We start from the raw sequence: 15,562 nt of genomic DNA, 5'->3' as shown, positions 1-15,562 counted from the left end.
GCAATGCTCTCACAGCCGCCGGACCAAATGTCATCGGGTCAGGTCAGACGAATTCGCAAAGCGCGCACCACTTGAACCTACCTATCCTCGATGATCAGACACTGCCCATTCGACCTACGGGCCGCTATGCGATGCATGGGGGACAACGCAACTGACTATGGATCGAGTGTTCGCCGCACTGATGCCATCGATCGGTCATTGGCGTGGGCATCCGATCGACTGGTTCGAGCGGCGTGTGTAGGCCAGGGGAGGTGACGTCGGCGGCGCCGTCGGATACCGCTTTCGGCGGCTTTTCGTGGAGGGGAAAGTGGGACGAGGATCAGAACCCCGGCTATGGTGATCGCTGCCAGCGCGAGCGCCGAATGTTCCACCCCACTCCAAAAGGCATCCTTCGCATAGTCGGCGAGAGGCCTTCCTACATTACCGGCACGCTCAGCGACTTCGAGGGCACCGGCCAGGGAACTGCGGACCGGAGCGCGCGCGGGCTCGGGAAGGCGGTCCAGCACCTCGTTGATCCTCGAAGTATAGCTCGCGGACAAAATGCTACCGGAGACGGCAATGCCGATGGCCGCGCCGACTTCGCGAGTCGCGTCGTTGACCGCAGCGGATACCCCGTGCTTCTCCAACGGTGTGTCGAGCATGATCGCGTTGGTCGCGGGGGCGGCCGACAAGCCCAGCCCGGCGCTCATGATCAACAGGGGCCAGAGAACGTCGAAGTACGACGAACCGGTGTCGAGGCGAAGGATGGCGAGTAAGCCGACGGCGATGGTCAGAAGACCGGTCGCTGTCGTCACCCGCAATCCCGCCCATGCAGCGATTGCCGGCGACACGAGTGACATCACGATAAGCGGAACGACCATCGGCGCCAGCGCCAGCGCCGAGCCGAGGGCATCGAACCCGAGGATGAGCTGGAAGTGCTGTACCAGTAGGTACATCACACCGAAAGTCACGAGGAACTGGATGGTTATCGATAGCGCACCGCTTGAGAAGCCCCGGCGGCGGAACAGGCTCACGTCCAGTAGCGGGTGCTCGGCACGCACCTCGGTGAGGATAAATGCCACGGTGCCGATTACTCCCGCCGCACCTGCGACAAGAACCCGGACATCCGTCCAGCCGCGCGACGGACCCTCGATGACCGCGAACACCGACGTGCCGATGGCGAGCACGACCCAGAACATGCCGAAAAGATCGAACGGCGGGAGTTCGGCGTCCTGTGAATCAGGCACGGTGAAGGCCAGAACCAGCAGTAGTAGTGCGACGACGGTCAGACCGACGAAGATCGAATGCCACGACCACTGGGTAAGAAGCAGACCGGATCCCACCATGCCGATCACGCCACCCGAGCCGGCGATCCCGGCCCAGACTCCGACCGCGTACGACCGCTTCTCCACTGGGAGGTTGCTTGTCAGAAGCGAGAGGGTCGCCGGCATGACGAAAGCTGCTCCTGCGCCCGCCAAGGCCCGGGAGGCAATGAGTGCCGCAGGAGTATCGAGAAATACAGGCACAACTGAAGCGGCCGCGAAGACCGCCAGGCCGACGATTAGAACGCGTCGGCGCCCATACCGATCGCCGATCGCGCCAGCGGGCAAAACCAAGCAGGCGAGGACCAGCGTGTATCCGTCGACGATCCATGTGAGAGCACTTTGATCTGCGCCGATGTCGAGCGCAAGGGCAGGCAGAGCGGTGTACAGCGCTGCCATGGCCGCAACAACCAATGCTACTGCGGCACAGGTTATGGCCAGCGTCCAAGCCGCGGAGTTGCGGTCGCGAAGCCGGTCTCCAAAGCTGATCATGTCGGTATCCTGGTCCCTCGGGGCGTCGTCGGCATTCGCGTAGGTCCTACGGCTCAGCTTTGCGTAGCTTCTACTTCCTCCAGCGTCGTCGGCACGTGATAGGGCGGTCGTCCTCTGCCCTGAACTCGATAGCGGCCCCAGAAGTCACGATCGCCGATGGTCGCCGGCGCCTCGCCCGTACTGGTCCGGATCAGCACGGAACGTCGGCGTCCCCCTAACAGATTGTCGAGTTCGTCGTTCTGGCGGATGCGCCCGTACCAGCTGAAGCGGCCGTCGATGGGTTGGAAATAGCCGCGCAGTTCGACTTGCACCTCGACGTCGTCGGTTGCGATCACCACTGTGGCCGGCCCGATGTAGTCAGAGGCATCGTGCGGACTCTGAGACTTCACTGTGAACTCCTCCGTTTGGTCGATAGTCGACGCCAGCGATCGGATCGCCCGGCACTGGGGCCAAGTAGCCCGGCGTCGGGATCGGGGCCGGCCCTTGACAAGCCGCGCCGCCGGGGTCAAAGTTACCTCATACCCCAAGTATCCGCTACTGCCCGTATTGCACTCTTGAGCGGATACCGGGTTACTGCCACCGGACGTTGATCCGGACTGGATGTATCGATGCAGAGTCATCGATCGAGTCTCAAAGGAGCGACAGATGACGACCAGTGACGTCAGGGCCGAGACCAACGGGCAGATTGCCGTAACCACCGACGGTATGGCGCGCGTGAGCGGTCGGCGACCCATTGACCTGCAACGATCGGCCGGACGACTGCTCAAGACTTCCGTAGAGAAGTTCTACGACGCCGAAGTCGACATCGACTGGGATAGTCCGTGGTTGCCGGATAAGGCGTGGTTCCCCGAGCATCGCCTGTCCCTCTACGGCACCGGTCTGTGGAACCGGCTTTCCGAGGAACAGAAGATCGACCTGGGCAAACATGAGTTGGTGAGCATCCTCAGCTTCGGGATCTACGCCGAGAATTTGCTGAGTATGGCGTTGCTACGGCTGAACACGACGGGTGATCTCGTCGATAACAAGGCCCTATACGCACTTGCCGAGGTTGGCGACGAGAGCCGCCATTCCACAATGTTCGCGCGTCTGATCGCCAAAACGGGGATCCCGCCCTACAAGCTTCCGCCAGGGTTTCTGTCGCTGGCGAAGATCCTGCATTTCGTCCCGCTCGGGCCCTCGATCCAGGGCGCGACCTTGCTGATCGAGGAGATTCTCGATCGGGCACAGCGTGAAGCGATGAACGACGAACGCCTACAACCGCAGGTCCGGCAGTTGATGAAAATTCACGTGCTCGAGGAGGCCCGCCACATCACGTTCGCGCGCTCCGAGCTTGTCGAGGGTATGCGGTCGCGAGGCCGGATCTCGCGGGCATGGCACCGCGGCGTCCTCGCAGTTGTCGCGAACCTGTCCTACCCGATCTTGATCAATCCCAAGCTGTACCGTGCTGTCGGCGTGCATCCTCTGCGGGGGTTCCTCGCTTGCCAATTCGGCCCGCACTACCGGGAGAACCTGCAGTTCATGTCCGAGCCGATGATCCGATTCTTCGATGAGGCAGGAATGATGGAAGGTCGCTTCACCATGTTCCTTTGGCGCCTGACGAGGAGCCTCCCCGACGATATCGCCCGGCGGTGAACAGACTCGGACCGGCGTGAACAGCACCACGCATATTGCTGAGCGCAAGTCGCGCCGTGATATGTTGCGGCGGGCACTCGTCGAATCCCGCGAACTCCTCGGTCCTGCCGCCGGTCCGACATATCCGCAGTAGCTGAGTAGCTATCGAAAATTTGTGGCCACCTGTACCGCACGTGAGCCAACGTTCAGAGGAAATCGATGAGTAATAACCGTTCTGCCAAATACACGGGAAAGACCAATGGTTCGGGAGGTCGTGCAGCGAGCGAGAGGGTGCACACAACAGAGGTCCTCATCGTCGGGAGCGGATTCTCCGGCATGGGAATGGCGATTCAACTGCTGAAATCGGGAATGAATGACTTCTTGATAATCGAGAAGGATTCCGAAATCGGCGGAACCTGGCGCGACAATACATATCCGGGCTGTGCCTGCGATGTCCCTTCTCACATGTACTCGTACTCTTTCGAGCCCAAGCCGGATTGGAGTCACTTGTGGGCAGGACAGGATGAAATTCAGCAGTATCTCCTGAGTCTCGCACGCAAGTACGATCTCTATAGCCGCACGCATTTCGGGCGGGCCTTGCAATCCGGATACTGGGATCCTAGTGATTCCGCGTGGCATGTTGCGACCTCCGACGGCAACGAGTACGTCGCCCGATTCCTGGTTTCAGGCGTAGGCGCACTCCATATACCGAATATCCCCCAGATCAAGGGGCAGAAGAAGTTCGCTGGTGCAGCATTTCACTCGGCGCAGTGGGATCATGACTGCACATTGGATGGCAAGAAGGTCGCTGTTATCGGGACGGGTGCGAGCGCAATCCAATTCGTTCCGGAAATTGCCAAGGTAGCCGATGAACTGCATCTATACCAGCGGACGCCGGCGTGGGTACTGCCCCGTAGGAACGTCAAGGTCCCGAAGGTGATCCAAGCCCTGCTCACGAGGGCGCCGATCCTCGCCAAAGCCCTCCGGACTGCCATCTACTGGTCAGCGGAGTCACTGTCGATAGGACTGAACGGACATATCAATTTCATGCGTCCGCTCGAGAGTGTCGCCAAGTGGAACATAGCGCGGGGAATAGATGATCCCGCGCTGCGCAAGAAGCTCACCCCCACGTATCGCATCGGGTGCAAAAGAATCCTCGGTTCCAGTGACTACTACCCAGCGCTGAATCGGCCCACTACATCCGTCATCACCGACGGGATCGCCGAGATCACCGAGGACGCCATCATATCCCAGTCCGGTGACAAGCGTCCGGTCGACGTGATCATCTATGCCACCGGTTTCCACGTAACCGACGGGTTCGACCACCTCCGGCTCAAGGGTGCGTCCGGTCGTGAACTCTCCTCCGTATGGTCGGACGAAGGGATTCAAACCCATCTCGGCATCACCACCGCAGGTTTCCCGAACTTGTTCTTCCTGCTCGGCCCCAACACCGGGCTCGGTCACAACTCGGTGGTATTCATGATCGAATGCCAGATCAGGTACATCATCGGCGCGATTCGGCTCGCGAAGCAACGTGGCGCAGCTGCGCTCGAGGTGCGTGAACCCGTTCAGCGGGAATTCAACTCGGACATCCAGCGGAAATTGGTGAACGGGGTCTGGAGCAGCGGGGGGTGCACCAGTTGGTACCTCGATGCACAGGGTGTCAATCGGACGGTCTGGCCAGGTTTCACCTGGCAGTATTGGCGGCGTACCCGCAATGTCGCGGACTCTGATTTCGCGTTGGTCGGCGAGTCGACAGGTGATCAAAGCGGCGACCTCCTTCCGAATTCGATCAAGAAGGGTAGCTTGCCGAGATGAGAGAGTTCAGCGACCGAGTCGTCTCGGTAACCGGGGCAGGTTCAGGAATCGGCCGTGCAGTTGCAATTCGACTCGCCGGCGAGGGTGCGCGGCTGGCCATTGCCGACATCGACGGCGAACGGGCCCGCGAAACCGCCTCCATGTGTACCGCGCTGGGTGTCGAATGCCAGCACTATCAGCTCGATGTGGCCGATCGTAGCGCATTCACGGAATATCGTCGTCAGGTCCTCAGCGACTTCGGTTCGGTCAGTATGGTAATCAACAATGCCGGGGTCGCACTCGGCGCCGACATACTGGATATGCAATGGATCGACTTCGAATGGTTGATGTCGATCAATTTCTGGGGAGTCGTGAACGGCACGAAACTATTTCTTCCGGATCTGATCGACTCGGGCGACGGCCATGTTGTCAACGTGTCGAGTGTCTTCGGACTGATGGCCATTCCCAGTCAGAGCGCATATAATGCTTCCAAATTCGCCGTCCGAGGCTTTACCGAGGCGTTGCGCCAGGAGATGCGAATTAACCGGCTACCGGTGGGCGTAACATGCGTGCATCCGGGTGGTGTTCGCACAAATATTGTGCGCGGAGCTCGAGGTGTCGGCGCGATGGGTGATCAGGAGAAGATTGTCGCCGGTTTCGATCGTATAGCGCTCACCACTCCGGAAAGCGCCGCCGAAACGATCCTGAAGGGCGTGCGACGGAACAAACCTCGAGTCCTTATCGGACCCGATGCCCTGGGTTTCGATTTCGTCGCCCGCGCGGTGGGGCCGAGGTATCAGGACCTGAACGCTCCGCTGGCCCGTGTCGGCTATGCGATCGGCCGTCGTTACGGCCTTGTCAAGCGCGACAGTTGAATCTGGGCCACGGGCCGGAATAATAGAGAAGGAATATCCTGGAAGATGAGCATGCCATGTGAACTCACGGTCTCCCGTGTAGTGCAGGAAACAGCGGATGCGGTGTCCATTTGGTTCGAGGTGCCCGAGCAGCAATTGGGCGTATTTGCCTACGACCCCGGGCAGTTTCTTACGTTGCGTATTCCCGGAGCCGGCGACGGGGAATATGTGGCCAGATGCTATTCGCTCTCGAGTTCCCCGCATGCAGACGACTCGCTAGCTGTCACAGTGAAACGCACGGAGGGCGGGTACGGATCTAACTGGCTGTGCGACAACATCAAGGTTGGAGCTGAGGTAACCGTTCTGCCGCCCACCGGGCACTTCACACCGAAAGACCTGGATGCGGACATGGTTCTGTTCGCAGCTGGTAGCGGAATCACCCCGGTGTTATCCATCGTCAAGTCGGCTCTGCTCGAAGGTGGCGGCCATCTCGTTCTCTTCTATGCCAACCAGCATGCCGAGAGCGTCATCTTCGGTGAAGACCTCCGTTACCTCGCCAAGCAGTTTCCCGAGCGACTGACTCTCATCGAGTGGCTGGAGAGCGAGCGTGGGCTACCGGACCGAAGCGCAATCCTTGAAATCTGCCGTGAGTACCGAAATCGGATGTATTTCTTGTGTGGGCCGGCGGCGTTCATGGATTTGGTGGTAGACGCGGCGCGCGAAGCCGGCGTGCAGCACCGGAACCTACACCGAGAAGTATTCCAATCTCTGCACTCCGATCCCTTCGACGTGGAGAACTACGTCAAGGAATCAATGACGAACGAACAAGCCCGTCTAGTAGTATATCTCGATGGTGATCGCGCCGAGCTGGAATGGCCGAAAGATTTGACCCTCGTCGAGGTCTTGTTGAACGAGGGGTACTCGCCTCCGTATTCCTGCCGGGAAGGCGGATGCGGTGCATGTGTGTGCAAGGTTATCGACGGCGATATAGAGATGAGAGTAAACGAGGTACTCGATGATGATGATATCGAGGAAGGTGATCGGCTGGCATGCCAGTCGGTACCCGCCACCAATTCGGTGACTGTGACATTCGACTGACCATGCGTTCGCGCAGGCCCCGTAACGGCGTTCATGCTCGCCCGATCCAGCGCGCAATCGCCGCCCGCGCTATCGGTCACTTGTCCGATAGCGTATGCTCGGCCAGATGGCGGGCGCACAAAAGCGGATTCGGGAGGTCGGTAGCTCGGTGGTTCGGCGAATTGACGCACGCTCGAGCCGATGGGAAGAGCACCGGGTCCTGGTTCGAGCAGAACTGGTCGACGCAGCGTACCGTGCCTTCGGCAAGTACGGTCCGGACGCGAGCATGGACGACATCGCTCGGGAGGCGGGTGCGACAAAACCCAAGCTGTATCGCCACTTCAAGGACAAACTGGGCCTTCGTGCAGCTGTTATCGAACGTGCGAAGGAACTCATGTGGTCGAATGTGCTTGCTACCGTTGATTTCGGATCCGATCCGATTCGAAGTGTGATGAATCAGCTCGTCGAGCAATACGCGCAGCTGGTCGACGAGCACAAGAACGTCTTCCAGTTTCTCGTTCGTAGTCATTTTAGCGACAATTCATCGGGATCGGATCCAGCTCTTGAGAACGCACGTGAACTGGCAGGTTTCATTGCGGGTCATTTCGTCACGGTTTTGGACACCGCTGGGGCTGACACGTCGGGCATAGACTTGGTGGTGCAGTCGATCATAGGGGCGAGCCTCTCCGCGACGGATTGGTGGATAAACTCGCAATCCGATCCGACCTCGGCTATGCCGAGAAAGGCTTTCGTCGAGCATCTCAGCGCAATCATTTGGGGGATTATCGATTCCTCGGCGCGAGCTCGTGGAATCCGGATAGACCCGGATTCGACTTTGCGGATTGAGAATATTGGACTGATCGAGGCTTAGCTGAGCGAATTCGAGCCAAACGCCGGTCGAAGACGACGCGGGATGAGCTTATCTGCCATAGCGCGGTGACACTGCCGGATTGCATCCCCGCGGGGCAAAAGACCCGTGAGCAATGCCGTTGTCGCGCCATCGCCGGCGGGCGGGACGACCGCCGATCGGCCTGGTCCGCATCGATTGCTCGGTGCGTCAGCGTCGTCGGTGCTGCTCTACCCAACGCAGCAGCTGGTTGGGCTTGCCCGGCTTGTGCATGACAGCTCATGTGTCATTTTTCGGGATTGCTTTCGTGCGAACCTGCGGACCCGAATCGATGGATCCGACGCGAACTTGGTTCAGACCGCCCGCAACCGCTGGCGACCACTTCGCGCTCGACGTTCCTCCGGCCGAGTCCGAGCTACGTTTCGAGAACGTCGCCGCCTACTTGTCGTTGAACCAGCTGCTGTGGAATCAAGGGAAACGAGGGTACCGCTGCTTCAATGGCTCGGTACCGCGTTGTGGCATGCAGCTGAGGCATCTGGTCTGAGACCCGCAGAGCCCACCCCGAGATAACGTAGGGCAATCTCGGAGATCCGGCGTGCCGTTTCGGCGCTGTCGCTGGCCGGTAGTACGAGATGGCTGATCGTCAATCGAATGAGCGCATCGACTGCGTCGGCCACGTCATTGGCGTCGATGGTGGGGTAGTGGTGGAGGAACGCGGTGACCAGTCGCTCGGACGCGAGTTGAAGCATGGAGGCAGAGGTTGTCAACAGGGGGAGGACGCCGGTTTCATCGCGCGGGCCGCTACCGGGTGTAGTCAGGACGGCTTTGAGTAAGGGGCTGGTTGCAGCCTCGTCGAGCGTGTAGCGAACTATCGCTCGGATCGATTCAGGCAACGCGCTGCGGTTGGAAGCAAGCAAATCCTCGATCCCGGTCAGGAATTGCTCCGCTTCGTGCAGAACGAGTGCATCTCCAAGCCCTTGCTTGTCGCCGAACTCTCGATACAGCGTGGCGCGTGATACTCCGATCAGACCGGCTACCTCGCCGAATCGTACACGTTCCCAGCCCTTCTCGACCGTCAGGGCGCGGGCGGCGCGGATTGCTGCCTCGCGGAGGTGTCGCCTGAACGACAGCCTCACCGATTCTTCCACCACCCCTCGGATGGTAACAGAACGTGGGTTTTGTTCATGAGTGGACAAACTCCCGGACACTTCGTCATGTCCGCGCGTTGCTTGATCGCGAGCTATGCGCGACAAGCAGCGGAGATCTGATCAATTGTTGACAAAATGGTTCTGATTGTCTCCAATGTAGTTGTATCGCGGTCCTGCTCGAGTCTGATGTTGGGCGCGCGTTAGTCGACAGAGAGGTCTGGCCATGGACAAGGCTTCGGATGCGGTCAGTAGGTTGTCTGACCCAGGCGTGGAGGACTGGGTGCGCTCGTTCCGGCTCCTGGAATCCGGATCGCCAGAGTTGCCGCCGCACCATCCCGACTGTCTTGGTTGTGGGCCGGCCAACCCGCACGGACATTCCCTATCGGTGCGGCGTTGCGAGGGCGGCGTCGTTGCTCACCATCTTTTCGACCAGCGTCATGTCGGAGCGCCGGGGATCGCGCACGGTGGCGCGGTGGCGACCGTCATCGACGACCTGTTCGGCTTCTTGCTGTACACGGTCGGCGAACTCGCCGTGACCCGGAATCTCGACATGGATTATCTCGCCCCGGTACTGCTCGATACCCCCTACACGCTGCACGCCGAGGTACGGTCGCGGCATGGCCGTAAGTTGAATCTCGCGGCCAGGATGGAGGATCTAGAAGGGCGCTCGGTCACTACGGCAACCGCCGTGTTCATCGTGGTCGAGGCCGAACACTTCCTGCAGTCGCGGGCGAAGGCTCGGAGGCAGGCGTGACTGCTGGACCAACTGAGAGGGAACTACTCCTCGACGTCTTGCTGACCGATCACGGCTCAGCCGGCCCCTACGAGGCGTTCCGACGCTTGCGCGAGACTCAGCCCGTGCTTGTCACGCGATCGGGGGTCCTGGTACTGAGTCGCTACGACGACTGCGCAGCTGCGCTCCGTAACCGTAGCCTCGGCAAGGCCGACGAGTCGCTGGGATTCGGCTTGTCGGAGATTCCCGAAGAGTTGCAACGTCAGGCTATGCATCGATTCCGGCGCACCATGCTGTTCCGCAACCCGCCTGACCACCACCGGCTGCGTCGGCTGGTCGCTGACGTTTTCACCCCTCGGCACATCGACGAGTTGCGAGGCCGCGTTGTCACGCAGATCCGTGATCTGATCGATGTCATCGAGGACCAGGGTTCCGCCGATATCATCAGCGATCTCGCCCTCCCGCTGCCCGTGAATGTAATAGGCGATCTTCTTGGAGTGCCAGTGACCGATCGAGCCGTGGCCGCTCCTCTGGTACGCGCCCTGGTCGCCTCGCTCGAGCCCAGCGCGGACGCCGCGGCGCTGACTGCCGCGTGTGAAGCGGAAGACCAACTCGCAACGTACTTCACAGACCTCCTGGCGGCCAAACGCGCCCACCCGGACGACGACCTGCTCAGCCGTCTCGCCGTGGCGCATGGCGACGACGTCTTGGACGACGACGAATGCGTTGGCACCGCGATACTGTTGTTCGCGGCAGGGTTCGAAACCACCACAAACCTCATCGGTAACGGCGTTGCTGCACTGCTCGCCCATCCCAGCCAAATGGACCTATTGCGGGCCAGGCCCGATCTGGCGAGCAACGCCGTCGAAGAATTGTTGCGTTACGACTCGCCGGTCCAGACCAATGGGCGCACGGTGCTCGAGCCAACACGGGTGGCAGGAGTCGACCTGGATCCTGGCCAGGTTGTATTGACCTTGCTCGGGGCGGCCAACCGAGACCCGGACCGATTCTGCGACCCCGATAGCCTCGATATCACCCGAACCGGGACCCCGCCGCTATCGTTCGGTGCCGGCATTCACTTTTGTCTTGGCGCGCCGTTGGCGCGGCTCGAAGGAGCCGTACTGTTCCCACTCCTCACGGCGCGTTTTCCCGGTCTTAGGCTCGTCGAACAACCTCGCTGGCGTACGGGGTTGTCCTTTCGCGGGCTGTCGAGTCTGAAGGTGGTCACCGGATGCTGATCCAGCCTTACCCGCACCTGAAGGGCGGCCATTGTGGTTCGGGTGCGTTGCGCGATCTTATGTCCTGGGCCGGGCTTGGCTGGGACGGCGAGCTGAGCGAAGGACTCGTGTTCACACTCGGCGGCGCACTCGATTTCGCTTACCTGCGCGCCGATGCGATCAATCCTCCGATATACCTGGTGGGGCGTGGTGGGGATTTGGAGGTCGACCTGTTGAGGCGCCTCGGTGCGAAGACCGAACTACGTCAGACCGAGGATCCCGACCTCGGTTGGAAATGGGTGAGGACCGAACTGGACTCCGGACGGCCCGTCATGGTCTGGGCCGACATCGCTGAACTCCCATACCTGCGGGTACGACTGCGCATGAGCCGCCACGACATCGTTATCGTCGGCTATGATGACGAGGCTCGCGACGCGTATATCGTCGACAACGACCGCGATGAGATCCAGACGGTGTCGTATGACGCATTGGCACGGGCACGAGCCTCCACGGGGTTCCCGACACCCACACGCCACGCCACGTACATAGTCGATTGGCCGTCCGACGTGCCTGACCTCCCGTCCATGGCTGCCGCAGCGCTCGAACAATCGGCGGCAACCCTGAAACATGGGGGCCCCAGTTCGATTGCCGCGCCGGCCTCGAACGGTGTCTCCGGCACCGGGCTCGACGGCGTTCGCCGCTTCGCTGAAGACGTCTCCCGTTGGCCCGACATCTTCGGAAACGAAGACCTCGAGGCTGTGCTCAGGTCACTCGCTGCCTTCATCGAAAAAGCGGGTACCGGAGGCGGTCTGTTTCGACGCCTCATCGCTCAAGGGTGCGTCGATCTCGCCGATTACACGCGCAATCCGAAGGTTCACGCGGCCGCACGCGCAGCACGGCTGGCCGCACAGTCTTGGACGAGGCTCGCCCATATCGCCGTCTCCGATGAAACCCCATCGCGACGCTCGGTTCAGGTAGCCCGGCATGCCGCCGTGCTGCCAGAGTTGGAGGAAACCTTGGCAGATCTTCTCGCCGCCGCCGCCAACTCACTCTGAACCAGCTTGTCTGCAGACAGGTACATCCGCTACGGCTTCGAGACCGGTGGTGAAGTGCGCCTGTGGGGGATGGGGTAGCCCCAGGCGGTGGCCCGGGACCGGGCCGACGACGTCACCATTGAAGCGATGAACTCCCAGCTCCTGGTCGATGTCACCGACCAATCCGCTCTGGACCCGCGCGATATAGCAGAGCGACAGGCATAATAGGGCGCCAAATCCTGCACCGACCGGGACAGTCGCGTCCGCTGGGAGACACGGCTGGAAACCATCACGGTCGTCGCGACCACTGCGCTTGCGCGCCTGGTCGTGTCGGGCATTTGGACGCCGATACCCATGGACGCCGCCGCCTTCGAACCCGGCCACGTCAGCGGCGGGGTCGCCTGTGTGAGCGTCCGCACTGCGACGGTGCTCGGGGCCGGTCGATTGCTTTGGGCTCGGCATTCGCAAAGTTGGTGTGGCAGTGGCTGCTCAGTGATGCGCAGGTCAGGAAGGCGCTCGAACACCCTCACTGCCGGACGGCCCGTTTTCGGCCGGGCACTTTCGGTGGGCGGTGAGGAAGTTGTCGACGAGTCGGGTGCAGTCGTCGTGGTCGATGGTGCGTAGTCCGGTGAGGCGGGCGAACACGATCGGGCCGATGAGTTCGATGATGGCGAAGGTGGTGTCGAGCTCGCCGAGCATCGCGCGGGCGTCGGGGCTGGTGAGGATCTGGTCGAACGGGTGGCGGTATTGCTCGATGACGCGGGCGCGTAGTGAGGTGACGGCGGCCGGGTCGGGGTGGTCCTCGCCGATGGATCCCATCGCCAGCCAGGCCAGGGTGGTCATCTGTACCGGGGCTTGTTCGATGAGGTCGGCCTGGGTGGTGAGCAGCGCCAGGAGCTGCTCACGCACGGGCCCGGTGCCGGTCGGTGTGTCGACCTGAGGAAGCAGCCGTTCGAAAGTCGCCGCGAGTAGCTGGGTGGTGCTGCCGAAGTGCCGGTAGAGGGTGGCGCGAGCGACTTTCGACACGCGGGTGACCGCCTCGACGGTGACCGCTTCGACACCACCGGTGGACAGCAGATGGGTGGCCGCGTCGAGTAACCGGTTGCGTGAGCGTGCCAGCCGCGGATCGGCCTGCTCCTGGGCCGTGGTGAGCGGGTCGGTCGCTGCGGGGTCCGGGACGGTCATGGCCGCGCGCTCCTTGCGATGGGTGTCGTTCAATCCGGCGAATGTGTGGACATCATCCCACACCCCGACCATTATGATACTGACTGTCTCGCACAGAGACTATTGGTCTACAACGTCGGGAGGTGCCGGTGACCGCACCCGGAACGGACACGGTCGAGATCGCCCGCTGGACCAGGGCCCAGTGGTGGATGCTGACGGTGTCGTGCCTGGCGGTGGCGCTGGTGGTCGCGGCGATGGCGGCGTTGTATTCGGCGTTGCCGCAGATCGCGGTCGCGACCGGGGCAACCCAAGCCCAGCTGACCTGGATCGTCGACGGCTACACGCTGGTACTGGCGTGTCTGGTACTGCCCGCCGGAGCCATCGGCGACCGCTACGGGCGCCGCGCGGTGCTGGTCGCGGGACTGGCGGTATTCGCCGCCGCCTCGGCGCTGCCGCTACTGCTGCCCGACCCGGCGTGGTTGATCGCGGCACGCGCGCTGGCCGGGGCGGGTGCGGCGCTGGTGATGCCCTCGACACTGTCGATCCTGACCGCGGGCTTCCCTCCTGCTCATCGTGGCCGGGCGGTGGGAGTGTGGGCCGGGGTCGCCGGGTCCGGGGCAGTGCTGGGCATCCTCGGTGCCGGGTTGCTGCTCGAGCGGTGGTCGTGGCTTTCGGTGTTCGTCGGGTTGACCGTGGCCGGGGCAGTGCTGGCGGCGCTGGCGTGCACCATCGCCGAGTCCCGCCAGCGCGAGCATCCGCCGGTGGATTGGGTGGGCGCGGGCGCGGTGGCGGTGGCGGTCGCGGCGATCGTGTTCGCCGCGATCGAGATCCCTGCGCGCGGCTGGGCTGACCCGCTCGTCGCCGCCACCGCCGGGATCGGTGTGGCCGCGGCGGCGGCGTTCGTGGTCGTCGAGCTGCGCTCGGCGGCGCCGCTGCTGGATGTGCGGTTGTTCACCCGCCGGGGCTTCGGTGCCGGGTCGCTGTCGGTGACCATCCAGTTCCTGGTCACCTTCGGGGTGTTCCTGCTGCTGGTGCAGTACCTGCAGTTGATCTTCGGTTACGGGCCGCTGGCCTCGGCGCTGGCGCTGGCGCCGATGGTGGTGCCGCTGGTCGCGATCTCGGTGATCGCGCCGTGGCTGTCGAGCCTGGTCGGGTTGCGGGTGATGACTGTGGTCGGCCTGCTCACCATCGCCGCCGGGCTGGTCCTGGTGAGCAGGTTGACTTTGGCCGCGCACTACCTCGATCTGCTGTGGCCGCTGCTGATCATGAGCGCGGGCCTGGGATTGTGTACCGCCCCGGCGACCTATGCCATCGTCGCCGACACCCCCGAGGCCAAACACGGGGTCGCTGCCGCGGTCAACGACGCCGCCCGCGAGATCGGGGCCGCGATCGGGATCGCCGTGGCCGGCAGCGTGCTGGCCGCCGGCTACACCCACCACATCGCGCCCGCTCTGCCCCGGCTGCCCGAGCCCGCCCGCGGCCCGGTCGCCGATTCCCTGGCCGCCGCCCTGCAGGTCGCCGACCAGGCCGGACCAGCAGCCCAACCGTTGGCCGAGTTCGCCAAGGCAGCGTTCGTGCACGGCAGCGGCCAAGCCGCGCTCACCCTGGCCGCCCTCACCACGATCGGGGCGATCGTGCTGGCATTCCTCGCCCCCGGCCCCACCACCCGCCGATTCCGAACACCACGCCCACACCCGTCCACCCCATCCCCCTGAGATACCCCTTCTCGTGAAAGACGCCCGTCATGACGGCCTATCGCACGATCATCGTCGACACCGACGGATCCGAGTCCTCCTACCATGTGGTCGACCACGCCGCCGAACTCGCCCACACCACCCACGCCCGGCTCCTGATCATCTGCGCCCGCCACGACATCGACGAACGTGATCTCGGGGCCGACCTCGACCGGCTCGGACCCGACGCCTACCAGCTACGCGGCACCACCCCCACCGACGCCATCCTGCGGACCGCCCACCAGCACGCGATCAGCCACGGCGCCACCAACATCGAAACTCACATCCTGGACCAACCCACCCCACACGCGCTGCTGCACCTGGCCGCCGCCACCGGCGCCGACCTCATCGTCACCGCCGACCCCCACCGGCCACCGCTGCTGGCAAGGCTGCTGACCACCCCACCGATCGAGCTCGCCCGCAAAGCCCACTGCGACATCCTCTTCACCACCCCGTAGACACACCCCGCAGAAAGCGCCCATGGCCGAGGACACACCCAGCACCGGCACACACGAGCCCGGATCCGAAACCTTCGGGAGCGAGAACTGGATCCC

At 62.6% G+C, this 15,562-nt stretch carries 14 protein-coding genes; 10 read left to right on the top strand and 4 right to left on the bottom strand.

Annotation, left to right across the window (positions count from 1 at the left end):
* Positions 1-155: 155 nt before the first annotated feature.
* Entirely contained in the window at positions 156-1,793 is a 1,638-nt protein-coding gene (locus tag FEK34_RS29395; RefSeq protein ID WP_249359723.1) for an MFS transporter, read from the bottom strand.
* A gap of 53 nt (positions 1,794-1,846) precedes the next feature.
* Entirely contained in the window at positions 1,847-2,182 is a 336-nt protein-coding gene (locus FEK34_RS31050) for a DUF4873 domain-containing protein (protein WP_014349813.1), read from the bottom strand.
* Positions 2,183-2,438: 256 nt separating this feature from the next.
* On the opposite strand from FEK34_RS31050, the gene FEK34_RS29385 reads away from it, so the two are divergent.
* The 5 genes from FEK34_RS29385 (at position 2,439) to FEK34_RS29365 (ending at position 8,003) form a co-directional block, all read left to right on the top strand.
* A complete protein-coding gene (locus FEK34_RS29385) occupies positions 2,439-3,425 on the top strand; it encodes an AurF N-oxygenase family protein (protein WP_014349814.1) in 987 nt (328 codons plus the stop codon).
* Between the two features lie 198 nt (positions 3,426-3,623).
* Positions 3,624-5,222: a flavin-containing monooxygenase gene (locus tag FEK34_RS29380; protein WP_048833154.1), complete on the top strand. Its 1,599-nt coding sequence runs from the start codon at positions 3,624-3,626 to the stop codon at positions 5,220-5,222.
* A complete protein-coding gene (locus tag FEK34_RS29375; RefSeq protein ID WP_014349816.1) occupies positions 5,219-6,076 on the top strand; it encodes an SDR family NAD(P)-dependent oxidoreductase in 858 nt (285 codons plus the stop codon). Before FEK34_RS29380 ends, FEK34_RS29375 begins: the two co-directional genes overlap by 4 nt.
* Before the next feature lie 45 nt (positions 6,077-6,121).
* A complete protein-coding gene (locus tag FEK34_RS29370) occupies positions 6,122-7,153 on the top strand; it encodes a ferredoxin--NADP reductase (protein WP_014349817.1) in 1,032 nt (343 codons plus the stop codon).
* 106 nt (positions 7,154-7,259) lie between these two features.
* Positions 7,260-8,003, top strand: coding sequence for a TetR/AcrR family transcriptional regulator (locus tag FEK34_RS29365; protein WP_138453216.1), 744 nt, complete (start codon positions 7,260-7,262; stop codon positions 8,001-8,003).
* Positions 8,004-8,473: 470 nt separating this feature from the next.
* On the opposite strand, the gene FEK34_RS29360 is transcribed toward FEK34_RS29365, so the two are convergent.
* Positions 8,474-9,130, bottom strand: coding sequence for a TetR/AcrR family transcriptional regulator (locus FEK34_RS29360; RefSeq protein WP_171048474.1), 657 nt, complete (start codon positions 9,128-9,130; stop codon positions 8,474-8,476).
* A 220-nt stretch (positions 9,131-9,350) separates the two neighbouring features.
* On the opposite strand from FEK34_RS29360, the gene FEK34_RS29355 reads away from it, so the two are divergent.
* From FEK34_RS29355 to FEK34_RS29345, 3 genes are read left to right on the top strand one after another with little or no spacing between them, the layout of a single operon-like run.
* A complete protein-coding gene (locus FEK34_RS29355; RefSeq protein ID WP_048833156.1) occupies positions 9,351-9,881 on the top strand; it encodes a PaaI family thioesterase in 531 nt (176 codons plus the stop codon).
* 38 nt (positions 9,882-9,919) lie between these two features.
* Complete coding sequence (locus tag FEK34_RS29350; protein WP_178128353.1) at positions 9,920-11,098, top strand: cytochrome P450; 1,179 nt, start codon at positions 9,920-9,922, stop codon at positions 11,096-11,098.
* Positions 11,092-12,132 (top strand): BtrH N-terminal domain-containing protein, encoded by a 1,041-nt coding sequence (locus FEK34_RS29345; protein ID WP_054811360.1) that lies wholly within the window; start codon positions 11,092-11,094, stop codon positions 12,130-12,132. The genes FEK34_RS29350 and FEK34_RS29345 overlap by 7 nt, the downstream gene beginning before the upstream one ends.
* 483 nt (positions 12,133-12,615) lie before the next feature.
* Here the strand turns inward: FEK34_RS29345 and FEK34_RS29340 are convergent, their stop codons facing one another.
* Positions 12,616-13,296: a TetR/AcrR family transcriptional regulator gene (locus FEK34_RS29340; RefSeq protein WP_138453235.1), complete on the bottom strand. Its 681-nt coding sequence runs from the start codon at positions 13,294-13,296 to the stop codon at positions 12,616-12,618.
* Between the two features lie 188 nt (positions 13,297-13,484).
* On the opposite strand from FEK34_RS29340, the gene FEK34_RS29335 reads away from it, so the two are divergent.
* On the top strand, positions 13,485-14,990 hold the full coding sequence (locus tag FEK34_RS29335; RefSeq protein WP_171048476.1) for an MFS transporter: 1,506 nt from the start codon (positions 13,485-13,487) through the stop codon (positions 14,988-14,990).
* A gap of 29 nt (positions 14,991-15,019) precedes the next feature.
* On the top strand, positions 15,020-15,466 hold the full coding sequence (locus tag FEK34_RS29330) for a universal stress protein (protein ID WP_138453212.1): 447 nt from the start codon (positions 15,020-15,022) through the stop codon (positions 15,464-15,466).
* The last annotated feature ends 96 nt before the right edge of the window (positions 15,467-15,562 follow it).

The sequence above is a fragment of the Nocardia cyriacigeorgica genome, from assembly GCF_005863245.1.
In the GTDB taxonomy this organism is placed as follows: domain Bacteria; phylum Actinomycetota; class Actinomycetes; order Mycobacteriales; family Mycobacteriaceae; genus Nocardia; species Nocardia cyriacigeorgica_C.
Note: the sequence above shows the minus strand (reverse complement) of the source record. Positions and strands in the feature narration are given on the sequence as shown.